Source organism: Hyphobacterium sp., assembly GCF_965229905.1.
Classification (GTDB): domain Bacteria; phylum Pseudomonadota; class Alphaproteobacteria; order Caulobacterales; family Maricaulaceae; genus Hyphobacterium.
Genome location: NZ_OZ245930.1, coordinates 520,756 through 546,519 on the forward strand (window position 1 = coordinate 520,756; position 25,764 = coordinate 546,519).

Below are 25,764 nucleotides of genomic sequence, written 5' to 3' on the forward strand. Positions count from 1 at the left end.
GTGGATGCCGCCCGATACATTGCTGCCCTTGCGGTCGTGCTCGGCCTGCTCGGACTGTTTGCGCTGGGCGCCCGGCAGGGTTGGCTGACCGGGCTGATCGCCAGCCTGTCTCGCGGACAGATTTCCGGTGCCAGGCGCGAACGGCGGATGAAGGTGGTTGAAACGCTGGTGCTCGATCCGCGGCGGCGCATCGTCATCGTCGAGATCGACGGGCGGGAGCAGGCCCTGCTTTTAGGGGCGGCCGGAGAGCAGGTGCTGCCCAATTCGCCCGAGCCGGCCGAATGACGGCGCGGCGCTGGGCAGGGCTGGCTGCGATTTTTGGCCTGTTTTTGGCGATCGGCGGCGGCGCCTGGGCGGCGGCGCCCGCGGGTCCCGGTATCTCGCTGGATCTCGGCGATGAAGGCACGCTGACCGAACGCGTCCTGCAATTGATGGCGCTGCTGACGGTGTTGTCGCTGGCACCGTCGATCGTCATCATGACGACCTCCTTCGTGCGGATCGTCGTGGTCTTGTCCCTGCTGCGCACAGCCGTCGGCCTGCAGCAGAGCCCGCCAAATGCCGTCTTGATCTCGCTCGCGATCTTCCTGACCGGATTCATCATGGCACCGGTTTTCAGTCAGTCTTACGAAAACGGGATCCGGCCATTGCTCGACGGCGAAATGGAGCTGACCGAGGCGTTCGAGGCCTCCAGTGCGCCTGTGAAGACGTTCATGCTCGCACACACGCGTGAGGACGATCTGGCGCTGTTCATCGGCTTCATGGACGGCGAACCGCCCGCCAGCGCCGAGGAGACGCCGTTTCACGTCGTGGCGCCGGCCTTCATGATTTCCGAGCTGCGCCGCGCCTTCGAGATCGGCTTCCTCCTGTTCATTCCCTTCCTGATCATCGACCTGGTGGTCGCCTCGATCCTGATGTCGATGGGCATGATGATGCTGCCGCCGATCGTTATCTCGCTGCCCTTCAAGCTGATCTTCTTCGTGCTTGTGGATGGCTGGCGCCTGGTCGCGGGCTCGCTGGTCCAGAGTTTTGCGACGGTGACGCCGCCCGCCTGATCAGGCGGGATCGCCCGCCGGCTCCTCCGAAAAACGTTCCCGGAACCGGCCCATGAAGGCATCCAGCGTGTCAACGCCGGCGATCTGGCGGGCGAGATCGCCAATCCGCGTATCACCGGACGCCGCATTGCGACTGGTGAGCACCGAGAAGGCGTCGGCTTCATCGGTTTCCGCCATCATGGCGCCATAGCGCTCGGTCAGCCGGTCGATCGCGGCACGGTCCCCGGCCAGATTATAGGCAATGGCCGCGCGCAAGACGTCAGCCTGTTCATCGAGGTTCAGTGCGCCGCCCTGATTCCAGCGGTCGGCCAGCGCAGCTTCGATACGGCGGCCGGCATCGGGCCAATCCCGCCGTGCCCAGGCAACATCGGCGCGCAATCGCCGGGCGCGTTCGCTGGTATCGCGTTCGATCAGTTCCAACGCATGGTCGTGACGGCCGAGCTCCGACAGGGCTCTCGCTTCAAGAATTCGGCGCTCATCCACGAGCGTTACGGGCAAGCCGGCGACGCGTGTGGAGCGTATGACCGTGAGCGCTTCGCTTGGCCGATGGTCCATTAAAAAGATCACGGCGAGATCGGTGCCAACGCGTGCGCGCGCAGCCGGCTCACGCAAGCGTTCATTGACCTGGTGCGCCAGCAATTGGGCGGCCGGCTCGAGAAGGTCGAACGCCACCAGCCGGTCGGCCAGCCGCCGGATCATGCGGTCGCCATCGCTGCCGATCGGGGTCAAGTAGGAATGTTCATAGAACAGGGCGACCGCTTCGATCGGGTCCATGCGGTCCGCAGCCCCCTCAAGAAACAGGTCATTGAAGATCTGCGCCATTTCCTGTCCTGTCCGGCGCGCGGCGCGGGTTTCCGGGAATTGCGCGCGCGCGGTGCGCATGATGTCGAGACCTTCGCTGTACTGGCCTTCGCGGACATAAAGCTGGCCGAGCAGTGTCATGGTATCGAGCTCAGTCGTGTCGCCGCGCCAGCGCAGGCGCAGCATTTCCAGCGCTTCGACCGCTTCGTCAGGGGCGATCAGATCGTTTGCGATCTGGATCTGATAGAGCTCGAGCAAGGCCAGAGCTTCGATCTCCGGCAAGCCGGAGCGCGAGAGCGTTTCCAGGCGCTGCAAGGCATCACTGACATTGCCGTTGGCGACCGACAAACGGGCGCGAAGCCATTCGCCGCGCGCCGCGGTCAGCTCATCCGGTTCATCTTGATCCAGCAGGCGCAACAACTCGGTCGCGGCGGCGATATCATTCAGTTCCAACGCCGTTTCTGCATGCTTAACGTGAAGCCGCACGCGCCATTCCGGTGCGTAGTCGAACAGCAGTTCACGCCCCGCCGCAAAGCGGCGGCTGGCCTCTTCCCATTCTTCGCGCTGTGCCGCGATCATGGCGAGCCAGGGGGCAGACCCCGGATCGTTTCTCAATTCCGGCGCGCTGAATGCGGCATGGGCATCATCGATCCGCCCCATGGTGAGGCTTGCAACACCTGCAAGCGCGAGGGCATGCGGATCGCCCTGGACGGCCGGATCGCGATCGATCGCGACATCGATCATGCCGAGCGTTTCCGCGCCCAGCCCGTTGGCCAAAAGAAACCGCGCAAGCGCGATGCGGTCGGTCGAATTGCCGCTCGCCGCCTGCCGGTAATGGCGCGAATAATCGTCCCAGAAATCACCAGTGCCTTGCCAACGGCCAAAATCCATGAAGGACGGCGAATCCAGGCTCGGCCGGCCGGATGCCAGAACGCTGTCCGATGTCGGCGACAGGGCTAGGCCGTCGGGCCGCGCAAACACGATGACGCCATCCTGTTCCGACATCACGACATCGTCGGCGAGTATCTCCATCGCCGCACCATGGCTTGATGGCAACAGCGCCATGCCGACGAAGTCCCGGCGCGCCGGCGCGCCTTGAATGGGGCCGGAGGAGGTGATCACGGCCATGGTATCTTCGACGGCCGGATCGTCGACCCAAAGCGTTTCGCTGACCGATTCCAGCCGCAGCAAGATGCGCGCGCTGGCGCCGCGGCGGGCATCACGTTCGACCGAGATTGGCCGCGGCGGCGATTCCACGCGCTCGGACAGGATCAAGCGCCAGCTATCGCCCATTGCGACAACTTCAGCCTGGGTAGATTCCGGCACGACAATGCGCGCGGCAGTATATCCCAGCCCCCGCATCACCGTGTAGCCGATGACATGACCGCGCCGTCCGTGAGCTATCTCGTTGAGGTCGAGGTCGGCCTCGGCGTCGAAGACCACCCACACAGCCGAACCGCGGCGGAAGACCGCCGCGCCGACAGCTCCTGCCCATTGAAAATCGGCCTGAAGCTCGCCCTCAGTTTCGCTCACCGCGGCGCGGACAACTCCGCTCGGGGGTACGGGATCAGCAAAATCGACCGGGTCGTATTCAAGAGCCCCCTCCCCGGTGTCTGGCTCGGGAATCAAGTCCGTCGGATCGTCCAATTCCGGTACAGGAACGGCATCTGGCGTGATTTCGGCCGCGATCTCGGCTTCGGCGATATCCATGGCTTGGCCGCGGTCAGCAGAGTCTTCTCCTTCATTACCGGCATTTGCCTCGACGAGCGCGGTTAAGGCCGACAGGACATCCGTCGGGTTGCCTACGCCCGGCTCAAGCAGATCCACAACGATCCGCGCGCCTTCATCCCAGGCGCGGACATTGACCGCGGGCTCGACACCGATCTCGAGCACATAATCGGTTTCGCCACGCTCGCCGGAGATAGACTCCAAGAGACGCGGCGGCGACGCTCTAAGTTGCGCCAGATCCATTTCGGCCGGCTGCGAGAACGTCACCCGCGCGGTATTCCCGTCTTGGACAAGCTCGTATCCGACCTCTTCCGGCCAAACGAATTCGATACGAGTGTACTCAGCCGCCTGTCCCGACGAGACCGAGACCGGCAGGGCGGGTGGAGGCGGCGGCGGCGGCGCATTGGCCGCCGCTTCAGCGGCTTCGATTTCGGCCTGTTCGCGTGGCGAGATTATCCTTGGTGGCGGTGTCTCACCGGGAGGAACGAGGTCGATCGCCACGAGATGATATGACGCGGTCACACGCGGCTCGACCGAGCCCGCGCGCAATGCCAGCCGCAGAGCATTACCGTCGGGATCAATCCGCGCCAGGGCGATTAGATCCTCCAATTCGCCGGTGAGGCTGGCCGGGCTGCCTTCGATCGCATCGCTTAGGCGAACAACCACGACCTGGCCGGCCGCGATCTCGGCACTCGCTGTAGGCCGCTCGTCCGCAAAGGTATCGGGATAGGCAACGATGATGCGTGCGGTGCTACCGAGCCGCTCCGCCCGGAAGGTCACCGGTTCCGCGGCATACACGCTGGCGCAGACGGCCAGTCCGGTCAGGCCGGCAAGGAGGTTAGCCCTCAGGCTCAAGCCGCGCCTCCAGTTCTGCGGCGGTATCCGGCACGTCATGGCGCGCCGCTATCATTGCGGAAAGGTTCGCGGCATCGCGAATCTCCATTTCGGCCATGATCGGCCCCGCCTGGCGCGCCGTCATCCGCGAAATGATCTGGACCTGCATATCGCCGTCGAGTCTTGCAATACGCTCGGCCGCCGCGTCCGGCTCCATCTGATTGAAAATGGCGACGAGGCGATCCAGCTCGACCTCCTCCTGCTCCGACAGCGTCCCGAGCAGCGTGTCGATATCGTCGCGCAGCACGCGCAATTCAGCGATGCGTTCATCGATGCGGAGTTCGGCCGCCTGGAGCATTTGCTCGCGCGTGTCGAGCTCGCGCTCACGCTGGTCGAGCTCGGCGCGGCGATCCCTCAATGAGCGCAAAATGCGTTGCTCGGACGGGCTCAATCCGCCATTGGCAAGCCGCAGGGACAGGCTGCCTTGCGGTTCCGCCACAGTTTCGGGCGCGTCGCAGACCGGAGCGGCCAGGCTGTTTTCCGCCAGCGGTGACACGGATTCATCGGTCGCATCGTCATTCGGACCGGTGGATTCGGCGGGCGCATCATCGAGCCGCGCCGCCCAGGCATCCGCGGCATCGACGCCAAATTCGATCGCCTTGAGCGTAAACAAGCCGATGGCGAGAACCGAGGCGGTCGCAAGGAGGCGGACCGGGCGCATGGCTAGCGAACATCCTTGAGATGAGAAAAGGCCGTCTTGCGCCCGCCGTCCGGGAAATGGTCCGCAATCGATTTTCGCCGCGGGCGGGTTACAATGGATTCGGCCTGCCGGTTGCCGGCATCGACGAGCAGGCGCAGCTCGTCGGCCAGCACCTGAGCGCGCTGGACATTGCCATCCAGCTTTTCACCGCTGTCCTTGGCGGCCCGCTGCAATGCGGCGAGACTGGCACGTGCCCGTTCCGACGCCTCGTCCAGCGCAATGATCGAGGCGCGAATGCCATCCTGTCCGGAGCGCAGCGCGCGCAGCTTGGCGTCGACCCGCCAGAGCATGATCCCGGCCATCAGGACGAGCAGCGCGACCGCGCCTTCGAAGACTAGCGAAGCAAGCGTCATACGGACCTCATCAGGGCTTTTTTGGTGCGAGTTGAGAGCGGCGAGCCGAGCCGGACGGCGACGTTGTAACCGAGACGACCCATGCGCCCCTTGGTCAGCGGAACCGTCCCGCATTTCAGTTCGACCGGGCTGTCGGGGCCGGCATCGAGAAATATCGTATCGCCGACCTTCAGGTTCATGACCTTGCCGAGCGGCATCCGGATTTCATCAAGCACGGCGGCGACTTCCATTCGCGTCGACCAGAGCTCGGTCGCCAAATGGCTTTCCCAGATGTTGTCGCGACCGAATTTCTCGCCCATGAATTGCTGCAGCAGCATCTTCCGGATGGGCTCGAGCGTCGCGTAAGGCAATAGCAGCTCGACGCGCCCGCCGCGGTCTTCCATATCAACGCGCAAGCGGACCAGGATCGCGGCATTGGCAGGGCGCGCGATCGCCGCGAAGCGCGGGTTGGTCTCGATGCGCTCAAGCGCGAAATCAACTTCCGTCAACGGCTCGAAGGCAGCCTTCGCATCCTGCAGGACCACTTCGATCATGCGTTGTACCAGCGTGCGTTCGATCGTCGTATAGGGCCGGCCCTCAATACGCATCGCGCTCGTGCCGCGGCGCCCGCCCAGCAGCACATCCACGATGGAATAGATCAGGTTGGAGTCGACCGTCAGGAGGCCGTAATTGTCGAGCTGCTTGGCGCGAAAAACCGATAGGATTGCAGGCAGCGGAATCGAGTTGAGATAGTCACCGAACCGCATGGACGAGATGTTGTCCAGGCTAACTTCGACATTGTCCGACGTGAAATTGCGCAGCGAAGTCGTCATCAGCCGCACAAGGCGGTCAAAGACGATTTCCAGCATTGGCAGGCGTTCGTAAGAAACCAGCGCGGAATTGATGATCGCACGGATGCCGGATTTGTCGGCACCGTCGTCGTCGGCCATGGAAAAGCCGAGGAGGCTGTCAATTTCGTCCTGATTGAGGATCCGTTCCGGGGTGGCGGAGGATGATCCTTCCTCTCCATCCTCACCGACCATCGAATTCCATTCCTCGGAAAGCTCATCGCCCTCCGCGGCCTCGCCTTCGGCGTTTTCCGGAGCTTCGGGTTCCGGGGTCTCGGTTTCAGCTGCGTCAGCCATCTATCACCCTAGACGATCAGCAGGTTCGTGATCAGCACGCTATTGACGCGCTCTTCGCCCAGCACCAGCTGTGCGCGTCGCAAAAGCTCCATGCGGATGCGTTGCATGCCCGCACTGCCCGCCAAGTCCTCAGGCCGCAGCTCACGCAGAAAGCCCATATACTGATCGACCAGGCGACGGCCTTCGAGCGTCAGCGTTTCGCCGTCGGATTCGAGCAGGACATGACCGAGATCCTCTTCCGGCGTCTCGAAGCTGAGCGACAGCGTCAGGATGGCGTTGCCGCCGCGGGCGTCGACTATCGACACGGTGATATCAGGGAAGGAGGCGATGTAGACCTCTTCGTCATGACCGCCATTGCCCTGCCCGCCACCGTGGCCGCTGGCATCGGCCTCGCCGTGCTCACCGGCATCCGCCACCGCGTGTTCGCCGTCGCCACCGCCAGACAGCAGCAGAAAGGCCGCGGTCCCGCCGAGCAACAGGATCAGCACCGGCAAGCCAATAAACAGCGCCAGTTTCATGATGCCGGGTTTTTTCTTGCCTTCGGCCCCGTCTTCGCCGTCGCCGTCGACGTCTTCGCTCTCGATCTCTTCGTTTTCCTCGGCCATGGCCAGGCTCCGATTCCCTTACAGGTCAAGGCGATTAAGGCGCGCTCCGGTTAACGAGGCGTTTGCATTTGGGCGCCGACCGGCAATTCCTGCCCAGTCGGCGGGCGCAATCTGCCGTGGAGCCCAGTGTCAAAATGAGGTCGGCTACGCTAATGCCCTGAAATTTTTGAACATTAACCATGGCACGTTGGCTGCAAGGCGGCGGACAAGCGCTGCGAAAGACGGCGTTGCAAAACCAAACGCTCCAGAACGGACGGACCGCGCCATGGATAATGCCTTGATGATCGGGCTTTCGCGACAGCTCACGCTGCGCCGCGAAATGGAAATCACCGCGAACAATATCGCAAACGCCAACACGCCCGGCTTCCACGTCGAAACCCTGCTGATGCGCAGCCAGAATGCCGACACGGCCCGCGCACAGGACGGACCGCAACAGCTTCAATATGTCGATGCCTGGGGCGTCGGCCGCGATTTCCGCGAGGGGCCGCTGGACTTTACCGGTCGTCCACTGGATGTGGCGCTTGAGGGCGACGGCTTTTTCCAGATCGAAGGGGCCGACGGCGAAGCGCTGTATACGCGCGATGGCCGCTTCCGCCTTGACAGCGAGGGCCGCTTGTCCTCGGCCGATGGCGCACCGGTGCTCGACGATCTTGGCGCGCCGATCCTGATTGAGGCTGCGTTGGGAGAGGTGATGATCACCGAGGACGGCGCGCTGGTGCAGAACAATGCCGAGATAGCCCGCCTTGGCGTTTACCGCTTCGACGATCTGGCGCTGCTCGAAAAGTCCGGCAATGGCCGTTATGCTGCCGGCGAGGCGCAGGCCGATATCGCCGCCGATGCGACGGTGCGTCAGGGCTATGTCGAAACCTCCAACGTCCAGCCCATTCTCGAACTTACCCGCATGATCGAGACCATGCGCGCTTATGAATCCGTTTCCCGCTTCCTCTCGCAGGGCGAGGAAGCCAACCGCAAGGCGATTGAACGCCTCGGCAGAGCCTAAGGGAGTAAAGCCATGCGATCCCTCACCACCGCCGCCACGGGCATGCAGGCCCAGCAGATGAATGTCGAGGTCATCTCGAACAACATCGCCAACATGAACACGACGGCCTTTCACCGCCAGAGAGCCGAGTTTCAGGACCTCATTTATCAGAGCGTCGAGCGCATGGGCGCCTCCTCGTCTGATGCCGGCACGATCGTGCCGACCGGGGTTCAGGTCGGGCTCGGCGTGCAGGCCGCCTCGGTTTACCGGATCACCGAACAGGGCAGCCTGACGCAGACCGGCAACCGCTATGACCTCGCCATTTCCGGGCGCGGCTATTTCCGCATCCAGCTGCCCTCGGGCGAGGATGCCTATACCCGCGCCGGCAATTTCGCGGTCAGCCCGGACGGGCAGATCGTCACCACGGACGGCTTCACCGTTGCCCCCGGCATCGCCATTCCGCAAGGCGCGCGCGATATCGCGATCAACCAGCAGGGCCAGGTGCAGGCGATCATCGATGGCCAACCCGATCCGCAAGTCGTCGGCCAGCTGGAATTGTCGACCTTCTTCAACGAGGCCGGGCTGGAAGCGCGCGGCGACAATCTGTTCACCGAAACCGCCGCCTCCGGCGCCCCCACCACGGGCACCCCCGGCTCGACCGGTTTCGGCGTGGTGCGCCAGGGCTTCGTCGAGACCGCGAACGTCAATGCGGTCTCGGAAATCACCGCCCTGATCCAAGCCCAGCGGGCGTATGAAATGAACGCCCGCGTCATCTCGGCCTCGGATGAGATGATGGCCGCCAGCTCGAACCTGCGGTGAGGACGGATAGATGAAAACCCTCCTCTTCGCCCTCGCTCTCGTGCTGCTCCCGCCGCCGCAGCTCGCTTTCGCCGACGAGCCCGTCATGCTGCGAGACACGCTGCGGGTTTCGGACGCCGTCATCACGCTGGGCGATCTGTTCAATATCGACGGCGAGGCCGCCGGCGTGGTCGTCGCCCGCGCGCCGCAGCCGGGCCGCCGCACCTCGCTGGATCCGGATTATGTCCGCGGCCAGGCGCGCGAGCATGGCCTTAGCTGGGCCAATCCCAACCGGCTGCGCCGCATCAGTGTGGAGCGCGCCAGCCGCGTCATCGACACCGATATTCTCGCCGAGATGATCGCTGGCGAGCTCTTCGCCCGCGACGGAAACGAATACGACATCGCCCTGTCGGGCGCGCAGGCGATCCATGCGCCGCTGGACTCGTCCGGCCTGCCCGAGATCGTCGCCTTCGACCATGCCGCGTCGAGCGGTGTTTTCCAGGCCGAGCTGATCCCGTATGACGGCGCCGCGCCGATGCGGATAAACGGCCGCGCCTTTGCGACCATCGAGGTCCCGGTGCTGGCCCGCGCCATTCCCGCCGGTCATGTCATCGAGAACGCCGACATTGACTGGCAGGCAGTGCGCGCCGACCGCTTGCGCCAAGACGCCGTCATGCATCCCGAGCAGATGATCGGCCAGGAAGCGCGCCGCGCACTTCGCCCCGGCGAAGCCATCCGCGCCTACGATCTGCAGGCGCCGGTCATCATTGCGCGTGGAGACATTGTCAGCCTGGTGTTCACCGTGCCCGGCCTCAGTCTCACCGCCCGGGCCCGGGCGCTGGAGGATGCGGGCGCGGACGAGATCGCGCGCTTCGTCAATCTGCAATCGAACCGCACCGTGGATGCGATGGTGGAAGGCCCGGGCCGCGCCCGTGTCGTCACCGCCGGACCGTCCTGAGCCCGAACCGGAGACTCCTACAGTTTTCGGCGAACGACCTCCTACTACTACGACTACGACACAGAAAAAGACCAACAAAAACAAGACCCGCCAATTCAAGACTGGGAATAGAGCCATGATCCGCAAACTGCTTGTCATCTCCGCCGCGGCGTCGCTGGCCGCCTGTGCCACCGCTGACCGGCTGACCGAGGTCGGCTCGGTGCCGGCCCTGTCGCCGATCGAGAACCCGGCGCTTTATGCCACCGGGCCGAACACCCGCTCGCCGCATCACAACGCGCAGGGCGAATACACCGGCCAGTATACCCCGCAACACTCATACGGGGGACAAGCGCCGTCCCGGACACCGTCCCAGGCTCATCATCAGCCGCAACATCACGCCCGCGCCGGGGCGATCCCGGCCAATTACGACGCCTCGCCCACCAACTCCCTGTGGACGCCGGGCCGCCAGACCTTCTTCGGCGATCCGCGCGCCGCCAATCCGGGCGACATCCTCACCGTCTCCATCAATATCGCCGACAGCGCCAGCGTGCAGAACTCGACCAACCGCTCGCGCACCAGCGCCGAGGACAGCGACCTCACGAATTTCCTCGGCGGCGAAGCCGCGCTCTCGCAATTCTTCAACGATGCGATCGATCCGACCTCGATCGCCAGTTTCGGCTCGACCGGCTCGCACACCGGCACGGGCGCGGTCAGCCGCTCGGAATCGATCAATCTGTCGGTCGCGGCGGTGGTCACCGACCGCATGCCGAACGGCAATCTGGCGATTTCCGGACGCCAGGAGGTGCGCATCAACAACGAGGTCCGCGAGCTCCTGGTGTCGGGCGTCGTGCGCCCGCAGGACATCGCCTCGGACAATACGATCAGCCACACCCAGATCGCCGAAGCGCGCATCTCATACGGCGGCCGCGGCCATATTTCCGATGTCCAGCGCCCGCGCGTCGGCCAGGAAGTCTTCGACATTCTCTGGCCGTTCTAAGACTTTCTCCGGCCGTTTCGCGGCCGGAGTTCCCGTCCACCACCCAGTGGCGCACCTTGGCCCCTGTCGTTTCGACGGCAGGGGTTATTTTTTGTCTGACCGCCGATCTTTCGAGGGCGGCTGCGCCGCCACCTCAAGATGAGGTGGGAGCACAAGCCCACCTCATGGTGAGGTGCCGCCGAAGGCGGCCTCGAACCACGCATAGCGGATGGCCTCCGATCCTTCGAGGCTCGCTGCGCGAGCACCTCAGGATGAGGTGAGAGGGTGGCCGGGGGCTTCGTGAAAAGGAGGTAATTTTACTGCACCCTGCCCACCTCATGGTGAGGTGCTTTCCGTTAGGAAAGCCTCGAACCACGCACCGGCTAAATGCTTTCATTCAATCTTTGATTGCGTTATATCAAGCCATGCGCCGTCCACCCAAATTGATCTGGGTCTACATCCTGCGCTGCGCAGATGGCTCCTATTACACGGGCACGCATCGCGGCGAGGATATGAGCCAGCGCGTCGCAGAGCATCAGGCCGGCTGTTTTGGGGGCTACACGGCTTCGCGCCGGCCGGTCGAACTGGTCTGGGCGGACTGGAGTTTCCAGCTGGCCGATGCAGTCGCCTTCGAGCGCCAGGTCAAAGGGTGGAGCCGTGCCAAAAAGGAGGCTTTCATCGCCGGGGACTGGGAGAGTCTGAAACGGCTGTCGAAGCGGCGTGGGGGTCAGCCGAGCAGCTGACGCCAAACCTACCGACCTCATGGCGAGGTACTGCCGCAGGCAGCCTCGAACCGCGCAAAGCGGATGGTCTCCGATCTTTCGAGGGCGGCTGCGCCGCCACCTCAAGATGAGGTGGTGGATTGGCTGTGGGCTTGGCGGGGCAAAGGACCGAAAAGGACAAACCCACCTCATGGTGAGGTGCCGCCGGAGGCGGCCTCGAACCACGCAGGGCGGTTGGCCTCCGATCCTTCGAGGCTCGCTGCGCGAGCACCTCAGGATGAGGTGTTTGATTGGCAGCGATGTTGAAGACGAAGCTGGATTAGCATCAACCCACCTCATGGTGAGGTGCTGCCCGGAGGGCAGCCTCGAACAACGGACACCTTCACCCCAGATCAAAATCCACATGCAGCTGTTTCTCCGGCGCCTTTCCGCCGAGCGATTTATAGAACGCCAGCGCCGCCGCATCGTCCGGATCGACGGCGAGCCAGGCGAGTGTGCAGCCTCCGGCCCGCGCTTCCTCGAACAAGGCGCGCATCAGCGCGGTGGCGATCCCCTGGCGGCGGTGGGTGGGCGCGACTCCGATCTCCTGGATGAAGAGCTCGCCCGCCGGCTTGTCGGGATGGATTTGCCGCGTCGCGGAGACAAAGCCGACAATCGACTCGCCGTCGCGGGCAACGATCAGGTGGTTGTCGGGGTTGGCGAGGTAGTCGCGCGAGGCGTCCGCATCGATCAGGTTGTCGAACACACCGTCGGTGATGGGGGTGAGGTGGGCTTCATCGCCCGGGTGGAGGGGGTGGATTGTGAAGGGCATGGGCGGAGTTTCGCTCTTTAGCCGGGGTGCCCCGGCCAGCTTTTCCTCGACCGGGATCGGGGAACCCGAGCATCTATCGATTATGAAGAAATCGGCCCTCGGGTCGAGCCCGAGGGACGCAACGATACTGGATATCTGCATATCCCCTCGTCATCCCGTCGAAAGACGGGACCCAGTTGCGCCATTGCCACCGGCGGAGCCTGCGCTTTCCGGCCGCCATTTTCGTCGTGGCGCAGATTGCGCGCCTGTCGGCATCGCGTCTGCGTCGCTCTGGGTCCCTGCTTTCGCAGGGATGACGTTTGAGGGCGTTGCGTGGTCCACCCCTCACCCTCGAAAGCCGGCCACTCTCATGGCCGCCTTCCTCTACCCTCTCCCCTTTCTAAGGGGAGAGGGGAAGGGTGCGAAATCGCGAAGCGATGAGCATCCGGGTGAGGGGTTTGTTCCGACAAGGCAACAATTTGCCTCATTGTAGTGTGCCCGGTGACAGCCGGGCCTCGAACCACGCAGGGCGGATGGCTTCCGATCTTTCGAGGGCGGCTGCGCCGCCACCTCAAGATGAGGTAGGAGGGTGGTATTTCTGTCGCGCCGTCCGGAAACTGCACCTTACTCACCTCATGGTGAGGTGCCGCCGGAGGCGGCCTCGAACCACGCAAAGCGGATGACTTCCGATCCTTCGAGGCTCGCTGCGAGAGCACCTCAGGATGAGGTGGGAGGGTGGCAGCAACGTCACTGAACCAGGGAAGAAATATTAATCATCCCGATGCACCCGTTCGGAGCGCTCATGGCGTTCCTGGGCTTCGAGGGAGAGCGTCGCCACAGGCCGCGCGTCGAGGCGTTTCAGGCTGATCGGTTCGCCGGTTTCCTCGCAATAGCCGTAGGTGCCGTCCTCGATGCGGCGCAGGGCCGAGTCGATCTTGGAGATCAGCTTGCGCTGGCGGTCGCGGGCGCGCAGTTCCAGCGAGCGGTCGGTCTCGGTCGAGGCGCGGTCGGCAAGATCCGGCATGGTGCCGACATCATTCTGCAAGGCCTCGATCGTCGACTTGCTTTCGCGGATGATCTCGTCCTTCCAGGCCTCCAACTTGCGCCGGAAGTATTCCTGCTGCCGTTCATTCATGAACGGCTCCTTGGTCGTCGGCTTGTAACCGGATGGAAGCTCGATGGAAGAGGATGAAGCGTCCGTCTTCTTCGCCATAACGCCAACTCCCGTTTTTTCACTACCCCCACAGGCGCGCCCGCAATGACTCAAGCCGTGCGTCAAGTCAACGCAGAAGTGCTGTCCGCCGGGGTAAAATTCCTGTCAAAATCAACAAGAAATTGACCAGTATAATCGGTGTCTTAGACGTCCAGCTTGGCCAGTTCAACGGCGGCCCGTGTCTCGACCTCGTCGAGCATCTGTTCGAGGCGGGTGTCCTGTGTGGCTTCGCGCCGCGATTGCAACAGGTCCATCAGCGCGACCAGCTTGGCACGCGGAATGCCGCCTTCGAGCAGCGCCAGCTTCAGATCATCGAGCACGTCGAGCATGGAGAAGGCGCGTTCGGTCGCGCGCTTCTTGGCTTCGGTGAAATCACCGACGGACTGCAGTGCAAGGATGGCATCGACCGAGGTGAGCGCGCTGGCCCCGCTGGCCGCGCCGACACCCGGCTGCGCGCCGGCGCGCGGCGTTTCGACCGAAAAGCCCTCTCCGCCGGCCTGGCCGGTGCGGCGCTTGGACGACACGGAAGAGGTGGATCCGGGCCCTGTGACTTTCATCGTGCGGACATCCCCGATGCGCAAAATTCGAACCGGTGCCGAACGTCTTATGCTTCGGCTTAACAAGCGTTTAAGGCTGCGCCCACGCCCGGCAAATCTTGCCGCGGCGGGCGGATTTGCCGATATACACAGCTGTCGCTGTCCGGATTTCCTTATTGTTTTTAGATGTTTGTGCCTGCTGCGCAATGGCACGGAATTCGCAACTCCGTGTGCAAGACCAACAGGGGATACCCCGGAATATGCGCCGCGCCACCTATATCTTTGCCGCCCTCACCTTTGCGCTCGGCCTCGCCGTGCTGACCACGCCCGCCCATGCCAATTCGCGCATCAAAGACATCGCCGATGTCGAAGGCGTGCGCGACAACCAGCTGGTCGGTTATGGCCTGGTGGTCGGGCTCGACGGGACGGGCGACAGCCTGCGCAATGCCGCCTTCACGCGGCAATCCCTGTCGGCGATGCTGGAACGGTTCGATGTTAATACCCGCGATGCCACGCTGAACACGCGCAATACCGCCGCGGTGATCGTCACCGCGCATCTGCGCCCCTTCGCGACGCAGGGCACGCGCGTCGACATCACAGTCTCGGCGATCGGCGATGCGTCCTCGCTGCAGGGCGGCACGCTGATCGCGACACCGCTGATCGGTGCCGACGGGCAGGTCTATGCCGTCGGCCAGGGCCAGATCGCGGTCGGCGGATTTGCCGCCGAGGGCGATGGTGCCAGCGTGACGCGCGGCGTGCCGACGGCCGGCCGCATCGCGAATGGCGGGCTGGTCGAGCGCGAATTGCGCTTCGATCTCGCCAACCGCTCGGCCATCCGCCTGGCCCTGCGCAATCCGGATTTTACCACCGCACGACGCACCGCCGAGGCGATCAACGCCTATCTCGGTTCCGATGCCGCCCGCGCCGCCGACCCCGCCACGGTCGTGCTCACACGCCCCGATTATTTCGAGGGCGACATGGTCTCGCTCCTGTCCGAGGTGGAGCTGTTGCGGGTCGAGCCGGACCTGCCGGCCCGCGTCATCATCGATGAAGCCACCGGCACGATCGTGATGGGCGAGAATGTGCGGGTCTCCACCGTGGCGATCGCCCAGGGCAATCTGACGATTTCGGTCAGCGAGATGCCGGTCGCGAGCCAGCCCGCCCCGTTCTCCGATACCGGCGAGACGGTGGTCCTGCCGCGCACCAATGTCAGCGTCGAGGAAGATCTGGCGCGGCTGGGCGTGCTGGACGATGGCGTGTCGCTGTCCGACCTGGTCGACGGGCTCAACGCGCTGGGCGTCTCGCCGCGCGACATGATCGCCATCCTGCAGGCGGTTGCCGCCTCCGGCGCGCTGCAGGCCGAGATCGAGGTGCTCTAGCGGTGGACGGTTTTCTCAACCCCGATGCCCAGCTGGCCCAGGCGCTGTCGAGCGCCTCTTCGGGCCGCGAGCCCCAGCTGCGCCGTGTCGAGAACGAGGAACAGGCGCGCCAGGTTGCCGAGGAGTTCGAGGCCTTCTTCCTGTCGCAGATGATCGAAGCGATGTTCAAGGGCGTCGGCGAGAACAATCCGTTCGGCGGGGGCGCCGGCGAAGCGGCCTTTACCGGCATTCTTCACGAGGAATATGCGCGCGTCATGGCGGGCACGGGCGGGCTCGGCCTGGCCGACAATCTGACCGCCGAGATCCTGCGCTATCAGGAAGCGGAGGGCGGCTGACCATGCTGGCAGCGAACACACCGGCCGAACGCGCCGAGGCGCTGATCCTTCTGACCACGCGCCTGACCGAGCTGATCGCGAAAGAGACCGCGCTGTTCGAAGCGCACAAGCCGCTGGACGCCAAGCCCTTCCAGGATGAGAAGTCCAAGCTGGCGACGATTTACCGTCGCGAGATTGCTGCCGTGAAGCAGGACCCCGACCGGCTGGAAGCGGCGCCGGCGGCGCTGAAACAGCAGCTGAAGAGTGTCACCGCGTCCTTTACCGACGCGTTGCATGCCAATGGCCGTGCTGTTGACGCGTTGCGGGTGCTGACCGAAGGCATTGTCCGCTCGGTCGCCGATGAGGCCGCGCGCCTGCGCGACCAGGATGCCGGGTACGGGCCGGGCTCGACCCGCAAACCGTCCGCCGCGCCCGCGATTGCGGTGAACCAGCGGGCTTAGGCTGGCTGCCCTCCCAAATGTCACAAGAACGTCATCCCCGCGTAAGCGGGGACCCAGAGCGACGCTGATGCGCTGTCGTCCTGGGCACAGCTGGCGCGGCGGCGACGCTGCCGGATGGTTGGCGCAGGGCTTGATCGTTCCGAGGACGCAACTGGGTCCCTGCTTTCGCAGGGATGACGATGGTTTGCCGGGATTGCGTTGTCGGCCCCCTCGCGAGGAAGGAAAGCCAAGGTGTCCCCGCCTTACATTCCATGCTGGCCAGTCTTTCGCGCCGGGTTTTCAGCTCAAGGGTGAAACCGCGTAGCGGCGCATTCGCGCCCTTGACCGGAAAAACCGGCGCCGAAAACAATCCCGGCAAGGCATGAAAGGCTATTTGCGTCCGCCGACCTCCCGCGCATCCATCCCCTCCCCTTGATGGGGAGGGAAGACCGCGCAGCGGTCAGGGTGGGGTGAACATAAAGGCGAAAATTGCCCCCACCCCTACCCCTCCCCACCAGGGGGGGAAGGTGTCGCGATATCCCCACATTCGTCATCCCGGACAGGCGGAGCCTGATCCGGGACCCATTCCGTACCGCTGAAGTCACGGCATGGGTCCCGGGTTCGCGCCATCCCCGCATTCGCGGGGACAAGCGGCGCGCCCCGGGAAGACGAGGTGAACAGCCACAAACTCACCTCATGGTGAGGCGCCGCCGAAGGCGGCCTCGAACCACGCAAGGCGTGTGGCCTCCGATCCTTCGAGGCTCGCTTCCCCGCATTCGCGGGGACAAGCCGCGAGCACCTCAGGATGAGGTGGTGGTTTGGCCTAAACGTCGCGTCATCCGTGAATTTTGCTCCCTCCTACCTCATGGTGAGGTGCTGGCCGCAGGTCAGTTTCGAATCACCCCGCCCTTCTCCCGACACAATTTATCGTTTTACCTGCCGGTTGGGAGGACGATACATGCTGACATCAATGATGGGCGCCTTGCTGGCGCTCTCCGCCGCGGACTGCCCCAGCGATGTAGCGGCTTCTGTAGATCTGGCGGAGATTGCCGAGCGCTCCGGTGCTAGCGAAGCGCACGCCTTGGAAGTCGCGGATGCGCTGACGGCCTTGAGCTTTGACGGCGTACAACCGACGAATTCGACAGAAATGTTTCTGTGGTACCGGCAGCACGCGGTGAACCCGACGGCCGATTGCCTGCTTTTGCTGGTCGCGCAGGAACAATATGTGCGGAACTGGCTAAGCGCTGTCTCGCGCCCCGACAGTTCGGTTCAGCCGACGGATCAACAGCGCGCGATGATGGTGCTCATGATGTCGGCGCTCGATCGCCGCAATCGCGAATGGCTGCGGCCGGTGGTGGAGCGGCAGGGATGGTTCCTGAATTCCGAATACGGCCCGGGCGCCGCCAGCGCGGCCTTCCTGATTGTTCAACACGCCGATCACGATCTCGACTTCCAGCGCGAGATGCTGACCCTGCTCGAACCGATCGCAGCGGCAGGAGAGATGCGGGCGTCCAGCTATGCCATGCTCACCGATCGGGTCGCGGTAAATTCCGGCGAGCCGCAGCTATACGGGTCACAGGGCCGGTGTGTCGGACCGGGCAAGTGGGAAGCACGCGCCTATACCGGCACGTTCGAGGAGATGGATGCGCGGCGCGAAGGCGTCGGCCTGGAGCATCACGCCGCCTACGTGTCGCGAATATCCGAGCGCTGCACGCAGGATCAAAGGTATTGAGCCAATCGCAACGCCGCCACGCCTGCCCCAGCCTGCGGCGTTGACAATGGGGACCGCCCGGAGAGTTTGACCGGTCACAGGTCTATTATTGGCAGCCAATCCCACATATACATTGAAGCCACAAGCAGCCGCGAGGAGGTGATCGAATGTCTTTGACCCAGACGGCACCAGCCAGAACCGGTATGGCATTCAGGACGTTGAATTCACTTCCATCGTTCAGCTAGTCCCTGCTTGATCAACCTGTTCCGGTTTCGGCCCCGTGCCTGAATTCGAAAAGGCCGCTTGGCGCGGTCTTTCCCTCAGAAAATCATTGATTGTCCGCAAAATGTGAATGTGCGGCACGGAGATATTTATGACCCGAATTCAACGGATTACCCCAGGCCTGCTTACCCCCTATCTCGACTTTTTCGATAATCGGGCGTTTGGCGACAATGCCGACTGGTCGGGGTGTTATTGCAACTGCCTTTACGCGGATCATTGCGAAAAACCCTGGAAAGACCGCGCGCCCGCGGAGAACCGGGCAGCGGTGCAAGCGCGAATCTTGCGAAGTGAAATGGGCGGCTACCTTGCTTTTGATGGAGAAAGAGCCGTTGGCTGGTGCGGAGCGGCGCCGATGAATTCTGTTCCGGCCTTCGATGAAGACGAGGAAGCGGATCGCGACAGGATCGGCGTGATCTATTGCTTCGTTGTCGATCCAGCCTGGCGGAGGAAGGGCGTGGCCCGGGCCTTACTACGGACTGTTTGTGACGACTTCCGCACGCAAGGACTGGTGATCGCGGAAGGCAATCCGCGGCCGAAGGCGAAAAGCGCAGCGGATCTTCATTTCGGCCCGCTTCCCCTTTTCCTGTCGGAAGGCTTTACCCATCACCGATACGATCCGGAGGATGGATCGGTCTATGTTCGCAAGGCGCTTTAGCCCCCTCACCCGATTGCTCATCACCTTGCACCACAGGGCAAGACCATTCGGGATGATTGGCCTTTCGTCATCCCTGACAGGCGCAGCCTGATCGGGGACCTATGTCGGACCGCTGAAGTCACGGCATGGGTCCCGGATTCGCGCCATCCCCGCTTTCGCGGGGACAAGCGGCGCGCCCCGGGATGACGATCTGAACAGCCACAAACCCACCTCATGGTGAGGCGCCGCCGAAGGCGGCCTCGAACCACGCAGGGCGGATGGCCTCCGATCTTTCGAGGGCGGCTACGCCGCCACTTCAAGATGAGGTAGGAGGGTGATATTTCTGTCGCGCCGTCCGGAAACTGCACCTTACTCACCTCATGGTGAGGTGCCGCCGCAGGCGGCCTCGAACCACGCAGGGCGGATGGCCTCCATATCTTTCGAGGGCGGCTGCGCCGCCACCTCAAGATGAGGTGGTTTATTACAATCCAGGGGTTTCCAAGTGGATCAGAAAAACGCCGTCGCGTTGGATCCGCCACCGGCTTGGAGCCTGGCAAGGCCGGCGGAATAATTCGCGATCTGGGCGGTCATGTAAGCCGGGACGGCCCCGCCCCTATTCCCCTTGCCCTCGCCATTCAGCAGGTCTTTCAGCGCCTGCGGCGTGGTGAGGTCGCGATACGCGCGCTGAACCGCATTCATCGCGTCTTCCAGCGCTTTCAACGTCGCCGCGGCGCGATCCTTGCTGGCCAGCGACATGTCATTGCCGAACTCAAGCGCGAAAACCTTCGGTGCGGCAGACGTCTTGTCGCGGTCTAAAAAGCTCTCCTTGCCGGTGACGGCACCGGCCGTCAGGCCGAGGCCTTGCAGCGCGTCGCGGCCGTCGGCGCCGGCGAACAATTCGATCGTGACATTCGCTTTCGGCGTGATGCGCAACACATCGCCCGCCGCGGAACGGCGCACATCGGACGATCCGTCGAGCACCAAAGCCGCGTTGATCTTGAAGGTCAGCGCGCGCAGCGTGTCGTCATTGTCGATGGTGATTTTCTTGCGGCGGCCGCCATCGACCGAAATGTAGAAATGATCGCCCTCGCGCACCGAGGTCCGGTCGGTCACGACGCGCGTATCGGCATAGGCGAGCGTGCCCGACGGCAGGCCAAGATCGTCGAGAATGCTGTCGCCATTGGCGTCGACAACCAGGCTGTTGGCTTGGGAAATACCGCCACGGCCGGAGATCTGGGTAGTGAAATTGGCCGCGCCCGTTGCGGCATCCAGCGAGGCCGCGAAGGCGTTGCGGGTGCCGTTCTGGGTCGCGCCGGACAATTCGCCCGTTGTCTTGCCGGCAATATAGACATTGCCCGCGGAGACCTGGACGGAGGCCGCGCTGTCATCGGCACTGGAGCCGACGAATTGCGTCCATTGCGTCGTGGGCGTGGCCCCGTCGGTGAGCTTGACGACGACCGCATCGCGGCCGCCGGAATGCGCGGTCAGCGGAGCGGACGGCGCGAAGCCGGACCCGGCCGAGCCCGCGAAATAGATGTCATTGCCATCGACGGTCAGCCCGCCGATCGCGCCATCTTCGAGATCGCCGAGATCGACCTGCCAGGTTGCCGCGCTGACGCCATCTGCCGTGTCGAACTTTCGCAACACGGCGCGCCCGTCCTCATTGCTGGCGACCAGCAGGCCGCCATCGGCCGCGATCGCGACCGCCTGCGCGCGCTCATCGCCGGTGTCTCCGATGCGCCGCGTCCAGGACAGCGTCCCGTCGCTGGCATAGGCACGGACATAGCCGTCCGAAGCGCCGCCTTCATGGTTCTGACCGCCGAAGGCCGAACCGGCCTGGCCGGCGACAAAGATCGACCCGTCCGCTGCGACCGTCACGGCAGCCGGGCTGTCATCGGCGGTCCCGCCGAAGCGCTTGAGCCATTGCTCCACACCGGCGGCATCGAACTTGGCGACGAAGCTGTCGGTGCCGCCGACGCTGGTGGTGTCGCCGAGCAGGCCTGTGACCGTGCCAGCGACGACAATTTCGCCATTGGAATCGACGGTGAGCGAGGCGCCGGCGGCCTCGCTGGCCGCGCCAAGCGTGCGGGTCCAGACGATCTTGCCGGTGGAATCGAGTTTCTGGAGAACGAGATCGCTTTCGCCCTTCACGACCCGGCCGCCGATATTCGCGCCGGTCTCGCCCAACACGTAAAGCCCGCCATCCGCCCCCAGCGCGGAGGCTTTCAATTCCAGCGGATTGGCCGTGGCCGATGTGCTCTCTTCGCCGTCATCGTCGACGGTTGTCACTTCGTCCGGGCTGGCCTCCAGCCGTCGGGTGAATTCCGTGGCCGGCGTGCCCGAGGCGAGATCGGTCAGCTTGACCACCTGACCGCCCGCATCGTCACCGATGCCGGACGTGCCCGCCAGATAGACGGCCGGGGCGGCGGAGGCGGCCGAGAAGGTGATGACCTCGGTCGAAGCGCCCTTGATCTTGAAGCCGAAATCATTGCCCTGGACAACGCCGTTCTCGTCCTCCTCGCCAATCTTCACGCGCTCGAAGCGCGAGATCATGCCGGCGGCTTCGAGCTCGGCATTGATATGGGCGGCGATGTTGTCGAGATTGCGCGTCGTGCCGCCCATGTCCGCGAGATCGATCGCGACATTGGTGGTGGTGCCGGACTTCTTCACCGCGATGGTGAACTGGACGGTGCCGGTCAGGCTGGCGACCTCGGCGTCGAAATCGCCGGAATGGATGATTCCGGTGGTGTATTCGGACAGGCCGCGCGAGATCGCGACATCCGCCTCGGCCTTCGACAATTCCTCGCCCTTGAGAACGGTCACGCCCTCCAGATCTGTGTTCTGGAAGAAGTCGTCGAGCTGGCCGACGCCCTCAAGAAAGCGGCGGTTGAGGAAATCGCGGCGCGAGTCGATGGTCGTCTTGTCCGCCGCCTCCTCGGCCAGCGCATACATGCGGCGCAGGCCCTGATGCATGGAAAACAGCGTCTTGATATCGTCCGAGGCATCGGTCGCGGAAAACTCGGCCAGGGTGGAATCGAAGAACCGGCCGGTCGCCAGCACCTTGCGGCTGACTTCGTCGAGCCCGGTGATCTCGCCGCGCACATCCCAGGGCGGCAGGACGTCATTTCCCTGACGCGCGGCCGGATTGGCGCCCGCGGACGACACGCCCGAGGGCTGCGGCGCCAATCCCGCGAGCCGGGTCGCCGTTTTGGCCTGATACCACCCGGTCAGGGCGGTAAAATCGAAAGGCGTGATATTCACGCGCGGCACTCCTGCCTGATGACCCGGAATCATCGCGCCCGGAGGTGAGGAATTCGTTTATTTTAAAGGTAAATGGGAAGGATTTCGCGATCAGAATTTGTGGTCAATTCCGGCATCTTTCATGATCGCATTCGCTGTGTGGCGGCTTTTCGCGGAGCGCGGAACAAGCACTCTCGTCCCGTCCGGAGCCATCCATTTTTCGTGACTGCCCTTTCCGCCTTTGCCGCGGCGGAAGCCGGCGCGTTTCAACTGCGCGATGATTTCCTTGTAGAAACCCTCGGGCATGATCTGAAATCAGATCGTCGCAGCGGCACCATCCGGTCGTTGCCAGATAATGCCGGGAAACAGCTTCTCGGAAAACAGCGATTCCAGCGATTGGCGCGCGAGCTTCGGCTTGATGTGGTTCTCGAATACAAGCTCCCGCGCATGATCGAAGATCACGCGTTCGAATTCCTCCAGCGTGTCCGCTTCGATATGCAAGCCCTTGATATCGCTATCTGATACAAAAACTTTTGCTTCGTCATCCCACAGGGCGCGAACAAAGAAAGTGCTTTTCGGTTTTCGCGCCATGCCTCAGCTCCCGGGCGAATCTGTTGACGGACCTTGGCTCGTGCCGGTCCGTCACTTCACCCCTAAATTTAGGCATTTCGCCAGAGGGCCGCAACTCGCCCGCTAAGCCGCCACACTCAACGCCAGCGGCGGGGTTGAAAACTCCGCCGTCCCGACCGTCTCCTCGGCGTGGGCGAGCGATGCGTTGAGCCGGGAAATATCCGGCCGGCGCAGGCACAGCGCCGCGAGTTCCGCTGCGGTAACGGTAGCGGCCCTTTCGCCGAGCTCAGCATAGACGGCCGCGCAGAAGTCCAGATCGGCCGGTTCTTCCAGTGTCCAGCGGAGGTTTTCCAGCCCGTTACCCGGCCCCGACAAAGCGACGCGGCGCATGCGCGGATGGGTGCGGATCCACCCGGTGACCGACTGACGGTCGAAGGGTTTGGTGGCATTGCGATCGGCCTCGTGCAGGACATGGGCCGGAAAAGCTTCGCACTGAAGCCCGTCGGGAAACTTCAAGGGCATGTTATTGCACGCGAAATCGGCATGCGTGTCGTCCAGCAGGTGGACCACGCGGCTGCAGATTTGCGGATCGATGAAGGGATGATGTCCGGAGACGCGGACGATGGTTTCGGCGCCGGAATCCCGGACCGCACGGGCGATGCGCGCCAGCACGTCCTCTTCCGGTCCGCGTGTGACCATGTAGCCAGCCTCGGCCGCTTCTTCGGCGATTTCATCATTTTCGGAACTGTCCGGCACCGCGGCCAGGACGAGCTCCGCCCCCCCGATCCGGCGGCAACGATCCATACAGCGTAAAAGCGCGCTGCGCTCGCCCATGGATTCCAGCACTTTCAACGGAATTCGGGAGGATGCGGCGCGAGCCTGCACAATGACTGCGAGCGTCATGGCCATCTCCCTTATCGGTACCGAAATGATCGCGCTTTCCGCCTAACGGCGCGTTAACCGGCGCACCCAAATGTTTAACGAAATCGATTCGTCAGGTGCGCCATGGCCACGCTCGCAACGCTTTCCTCCGCCGATATTGAAGGCCTGTTTTCCGGGCGCGATTTCCGCGAGCCGCGGATCGACCTGAATGACAAGACAATTCTTGTGACCGGCGGGACGGGATCCTTCGGACGGCGCTTCGTGAAGACGGTTCTGGACGACTACCGTCCGCGCAAGCTGATCGTGTTTTCGCGCGACGAGCTGAAGCAATACGAGATGGCACAAGAGCTCTCGCCCGCCGAGCATCCCTGCCTGCGCTATTTCATCGGCGATGTGCGCGACGAGACGCGCCTCGACATGGCGATGCGCGATGTCGATGTGGTGGTGCACGCAGCGGCGCTGAAGCATGTGCCGATCGCGGAGTACAACCCGTTCGAATGCATCAAGACCAATGTGATGGGCGCGGAAAACGTTGTGCGCGCTGCCATCAAGCGGGGTGTGAAGCGCGTGGTCGCGCTGTCCACCGACAAGGCGGCGAGCCCGATCAATCTTTATGGCGCCTCGAAGCTGGCCTCGGACAAGATTTTCACGGCGGCCCAGAATATGGGCGGGCGCAACGGGCCGGTGTTCTGCGTGGTGCGCTACGGCAATGTCATCGGATCGCGGGGCTCGGTCGTGCCCTTCTTCAAGAAGCTGATCGATGACGGTGCGGCGGAATTGCCGATCACTGATGCGCGGATGACGCGTTTCTGGATCACGCTCGACCAGGGCGTGAACTTCGTCCTGTCCAGCCTGAAAATGGCCAAGGGCGGCGAGGTCTTCGTGCCGAAAATCGCGTCGATGCCGATCACCGAGCTGGCGCATGCGATGGCGCCGGACTTGCCGCACAAGATCATCGGCATCCGGCCGGGTGAGAAGCTTCACGAGGTCATGGTGACGGCGGACGATGCCCGGCAGACGGTGGAACTGGGCGATCGCTATGCGATATTGCCGGCGCTGGAGGCGGAAATGCGGGTGCGTTATCTCGCGGACGGAGCCAAAGCCGTTGCGGGCGATTTTGCCTATGCCTCGGATAACAATCCGGAAATCATGGATGCGCGGGCGCTTCAGGGGCTGGTAGAACAGCGTCTGAAGGCGTTGCGGGCTTAGCCGTGCCCGGCTCCGGGCCTTTCGCCAATTTTGAACGCGACGGGTTCGCGCGGGTGCGGGATCCCAGGATTGCAGACGCCAAGACCCGTCTTCGCGACGCGCTGATCGAGCACGCGCAATTCATCGCGCAGCGCATTCTGCCGGCCGGAGTTTTTGACGATGTGCCGCGCGATAAAGGGTTCGATGCGTTTCTCGATGCGGTGTATGCGGTGGAAACGGACCAGGCGGTAACGCGCGCCTTCTATGAGGTCTTTCCCAGCCTAACCCCGGTGATCGCGCTAATTGACCTGCCGGTGGTTCGCGACCTTTTGGCCGAGGCCGGGCTTGAAAAGCCGGTGGCCGGGACGCTGCCACTAATCCGACTCGACCGGCCTGGCGATAGGCGCTTTGCGACACCGGCGCACCAAGACAGCTGGTATTCACTGATGTCGCCCAATGCGGTGACGAACTGGACCCCGCTGTGCGAGATGACGGATGATATGGGGCCGCTGCGCGTGGTGCCGGGAAGTCATGCTGGCGGCGTGAAACCGTTCAAGCCGTATGACTCCGGGCATGAATGGTTCGAAGCGTCGGATGTGATCCCTGACGAACGGCTGGTGCCGATCCAGGTCGGCCATGACGAGGTACTGATCTTCAATCAGTCGCTCATTCACAAGAGCGGTCTCAATGCCTCGGATCGTGTACGGATTTCCGTCCAGCTTCGCTATAACGACCTGGCGACGGCAGATGCACTGACCTCGACCTATACGGCCAGCCTGTCGCGCTACGTGCTGGAGCAACAGAAAGCCCGGCTCGATGCCCGCAACGTCTAGCCCGCGCCCTCTCCGTAAAGCCGAGTGGCGCCGCTCAGCCTGTGATCTGTGCGGCTCGGATGCGGCGGTTATCCTCGGTAAGC

The 25,764-nt window shown here is 63.5% G+C and carries 26 protein-coding genes; 14 read left to right on the forward strand and 12 right to left on the reverse strand.

Annotated features, from left to right (window positions below):
- On the forward strand, positions 1-285 hold the full coding sequence (locus ACO08C_RS02615) for a flagellar biosynthetic protein FliO (protein WP_421788639.1): 285 nt from the start codon (positions 1-3) through the stop codon (positions 283-285).
- Positions 282-1,052 (forward strand): flagellar type III secretion system pore protein FliP, encoded by a 771-nt coding sequence (fliP, locus tag ACO08C_RS02620; protein WP_421787288.1) that lies wholly within the window; start codon positions 282-284, stop codon positions 1,050-1,052. Before ACO08C_RS02615 ends, fliP begins: the two co-directional genes overlap by 4 nt.
- Here fliP and ACO08C_RS02625 read toward each other — a convergent pair whose 3' ends face one another.
- Genes ACO08C_RS02625 through ACO08C_RS02645 form a run of 5 tightly spaced genes read right to left on the reverse strand, consistent with a single transcriptional unit; the run spans position 1,053 to position 7,257 of the window.
- Positions 1,053-4,436 (reverse strand): hypothetical protein, encoded by a 3,384-nt coding sequence (locus tag ACO08C_RS02625; RefSeq protein WP_421787290.1) that lies wholly within the window; start codon positions 4,434-4,436, stop codon positions 1,053-1,055.
- Entirely contained in the window at positions 4,420-5,136 is a 717-nt protein-coding gene (locus ACO08C_RS02630) for a MotE family protein (protein WP_421787291.1), read from the reverse strand. Before ACO08C_RS02630 ends, ACO08C_RS02625 begins: the two co-directional genes overlap by 17 nt.
- A 2-nt stretch (positions 5,137-5,138) precedes the next feature.
- Complete coding sequence (locus tag ACO08C_RS02635; RefSeq protein WP_421787293.1) at positions 5,139-5,528, reverse strand: DUF6468 domain-containing protein; 390 nt, start codon at positions 5,526-5,528, stop codon at positions 5,139-5,141.
- Entirely contained in the window at positions 5,525-6,652 is a 1,128-nt protein-coding gene (gene fliM / locus ACO08C_RS02640; RefSeq protein ID WP_421787295.1) for a flagellar motor switch protein FliM, read from the reverse strand. The genes ACO08C_RS02635 and fliM overlap by 4 nt, the downstream gene beginning before the upstream one ends.
- A gap of 8 nt (positions 6,653-6,660) precedes the next feature.
- Positions 6,661-7,257, reverse strand: coding sequence for a flagellar basal body-associated FliL family protein (locus ACO08C_RS02645; RefSeq protein ID WP_421787297.1), 597 nt, complete (start codon positions 7,255-7,257; stop codon positions 6,661-6,663).
- Positions 7,258-7,522: 265 nt separating this feature from the next.
- Between ACO08C_RS02645 and flgF the strand changes: the two genes are divergently transcribed.
- From flgF to ACO08C_RS02670, 5 genes are all read left to right on the forward strand, one after another.
- The gene (flgF, locus tag ACO08C_RS02650; RefSeq protein ID WP_421787299.1) at positions 7,523-8,257 is read left to right on the forward strand and encodes a flagellar basal-body rod protein FlgF; all 735 of its coding nucleotides are present in this window, start codon (positions 7,523-7,525) and stop codon (positions 8,255-8,257) included.
- A gap of 12 nt (positions 8,258-8,269) precedes the next feature.
- Positions 8,270-9,055 (forward strand): flagellar basal-body rod protein FlgG, encoded by a 786-nt coding sequence (flgG, locus tag ACO08C_RS02655; protein WP_421787301.1) that lies wholly within the window; start codon positions 8,270-8,272, stop codon positions 9,053-9,055.
- A 10-nt stretch (positions 9,056-9,065) separates the two neighbouring features.
- The gene (gene flgA / locus ACO08C_RS02660; protein WP_421787303.1) at positions 9,066-9,992 is read left to right on the forward strand and encodes a flagellar basal body P-ring formation chaperone FlgA; all 927 of its coding nucleotides are present in this window, start codon (positions 9,066-9,068) and stop codon (positions 9,990-9,992) included.
- Positions 9,993-10,107: 115 nt separating this feature from the next.
- Positions 10,108-10,968, forward strand: a complete 861-nt coding sequence (gene flgH / locus ACO08C_RS02665) for a flagellar basal body L-ring protein FlgH (RefSeq protein WP_421787304.1) — start codon at positions 10,108-10,110, stop codon at positions 10,966-10,968.
- A gap of 404 nt (positions 10,969-11,372) precedes the next feature.
- Positions 11,373-11,690, forward strand: coding sequence for a GIY-YIG nuclease family protein (locus ACO08C_RS02670; RefSeq protein ID WP_421787306.1), 318 nt, complete (start codon positions 11,373-11,375; stop codon positions 11,688-11,690).
- Between the two features lie 361 nt (positions 11,691-12,051).
- Here ACO08C_RS02670 and ACO08C_RS02675 read toward each other — a convergent pair whose 3' ends face one another.
- The 3 genes from ACO08C_RS02675 to ACO08C_RS02685 form a co-directional block, all read right to left on the reverse strand.
- Positions 12,052-12,480, reverse strand: coding sequence for a GNAT family N-acetyltransferase (locus ACO08C_RS02675; RefSeq protein ID WP_421787308.1), 429 nt, complete (start codon positions 12,478-12,480; stop codon positions 12,052-12,054).
- A 748-nt stretch (positions 12,481-13,228) separates the two neighbouring features.
- Positions 13,229-13,672 carry an RNA polymerase-binding protein DksA gene (dksA, locus tag ACO08C_RS02680; RefSeq protein WP_421787310.1) on the reverse strand — a complete coding sequence of 148 codons (444 nt, stop codon included), beginning with the start codon at positions 13,670-13,672 and terminating at the stop codon, positions 13,229-13,231.
- 143 nt (positions 13,673-13,815) lie between these two features.
- Complete coding sequence (locus ACO08C_RS02685; RefSeq protein ID WP_421787311.1) at positions 13,816-14,229, reverse strand: flagellar assembly protein FliX; 414 nt, start codon at positions 14,227-14,229, stop codon at positions 13,816-13,818.
- Positions 14,230-14,468: 239 nt separating this feature from the next.
- On the opposite strand from ACO08C_RS02685, the gene ACO08C_RS02690 reads away from it, so the two are divergent.
- The 5 genes from ACO08C_RS02690 to ACO08C_RS02710 all read left to right on the forward strand — a co-directional run bounded on the left by ACO08C_RS02690 (position 14,469) and on the right by ACO08C_RS02710 (position 18,989).
- The gene (locus tag ACO08C_RS02690; RefSeq protein WP_421787313.1) at positions 14,469-15,587 is read left to right on the forward strand and encodes a flagellar basal body P-ring protein FlgI; all 1,119 of its coding nucleotides are present in this window, start codon (positions 14,469-14,471) and stop codon (positions 15,585-15,587) included.
- Between the two features lie 2 nt (positions 15,588-15,589).
- Positions 15,590-15,922: a rod-binding protein gene (locus ACO08C_RS02695; RefSeq protein ID WP_421787315.1), complete on the forward strand. Its 333-nt coding sequence runs from the start codon at positions 15,590-15,592 to the stop codon at positions 15,920-15,922.
- 2 nt (positions 15,923-15,924) lie between these two features.
- On the forward strand, positions 15,925-16,362 hold the full coding sequence (locus ACO08C_RS02700) for a flagellar basal-body protein FlbY (protein ID WP_421787317.1): 438 nt from the start codon (positions 15,925-15,927) through the stop codon (positions 16,360-16,362).
- A 937-nt stretch (positions 16,363-17,299) separates the two neighbouring features.
- Complete coding sequence (locus ACO08C_RS02705) at positions 17,300-18,073, forward strand: DUF6624 domain-containing protein (protein ID WP_421787319.1); 774 nt, start codon at positions 17,300-17,302, stop codon at positions 18,071-18,073.
- A 352-nt stretch (positions 18,074-18,425) separates the two neighbouring features.
- Positions 18,426-18,989 carry a GNAT family N-acetyltransferase gene (locus ACO08C_RS02710; protein ID WP_421787321.1) on the forward strand — a complete coding sequence of 188 codons (564 nt, stop codon included), beginning with the start codon at positions 18,426-18,428 and terminating at the stop codon, positions 18,987-18,989.
- 486 nt (positions 18,990-19,475) lie between these two features.
- Here the strand turns inward: ACO08C_RS02710 and ACO08C_RS02715 are convergent, their stop codons facing one another.
- From ACO08C_RS02715 to ACO08C_RS02730, 4 genes are all read right to left on the reverse strand, one after another.
- Complete coding sequence (locus ACO08C_RS02715) at positions 19,476-22,229, reverse strand: hypothetical protein (RefSeq protein WP_421787323.1); 2,754 nt, start codon at positions 22,227-22,229, stop codon at positions 19,476-19,478.
- Between the two features lie 90 nt (positions 22,230-22,319).
- A complete protein-coding gene (locus tag ACO08C_RS02720) occupies positions 22,320-22,514 on the reverse strand; it encodes a type II toxin-antitoxin system HicA family toxin (protein WP_421787324.1) in 195 nt (64 codons plus the stop codon).
- A 9-nt stretch (positions 22,515-22,523) separates the two neighbouring features.
- On the reverse strand, positions 22,524-22,799 hold the full coding sequence (locus ACO08C_RS02725) for a DUF1902 domain-containing protein (RefSeq protein WP_421787326.1): 276 nt from the start codon (positions 22,797-22,799) through the stop codon (positions 22,524-22,526).
- A 102-nt stretch (positions 22,800-22,901) separates the two neighbouring features.
- Positions 22,902-23,681 (reverse strand): cytidylyltransferase domain-containing protein, encoded by a 780-nt coding sequence (locus tag ACO08C_RS02730; protein ID WP_421787328.1) that lies wholly within the window; start codon positions 23,679-23,681, stop codon positions 22,902-22,904.
- A gap of 102 nt (positions 23,682-23,783) precedes the next feature.
- Here ACO08C_RS02730 and pseB point away from each other — a divergent pair, with 102 nt between their 5' ends.
- Positions 23,784-24,869: a UDP-N-acetylglucosamine 4,6-dehydratase (inverting) gene (gene pseB, locus ACO08C_RS02735; protein WP_421787330.1), complete on the forward strand. Its 1,086-nt coding sequence runs from the start codon at positions 23,784-23,786 to the stop codon at positions 24,867-24,869.
- A 2-nt stretch (positions 24,870-24,871) separates the two neighbouring features.
- The gene (locus tag ACO08C_RS02740; protein WP_421787332.1) at positions 24,872-25,681 is read left to right on the forward strand and encodes a phytanoyl-CoA dioxygenase family protein; all 810 of its coding nucleotides are present in this window, start codon (positions 24,872-24,874) and stop codon (positions 25,679-25,681) included.
- The last annotated feature ends 83 nt before the right edge of the window (positions 25,682-25,764 follow it).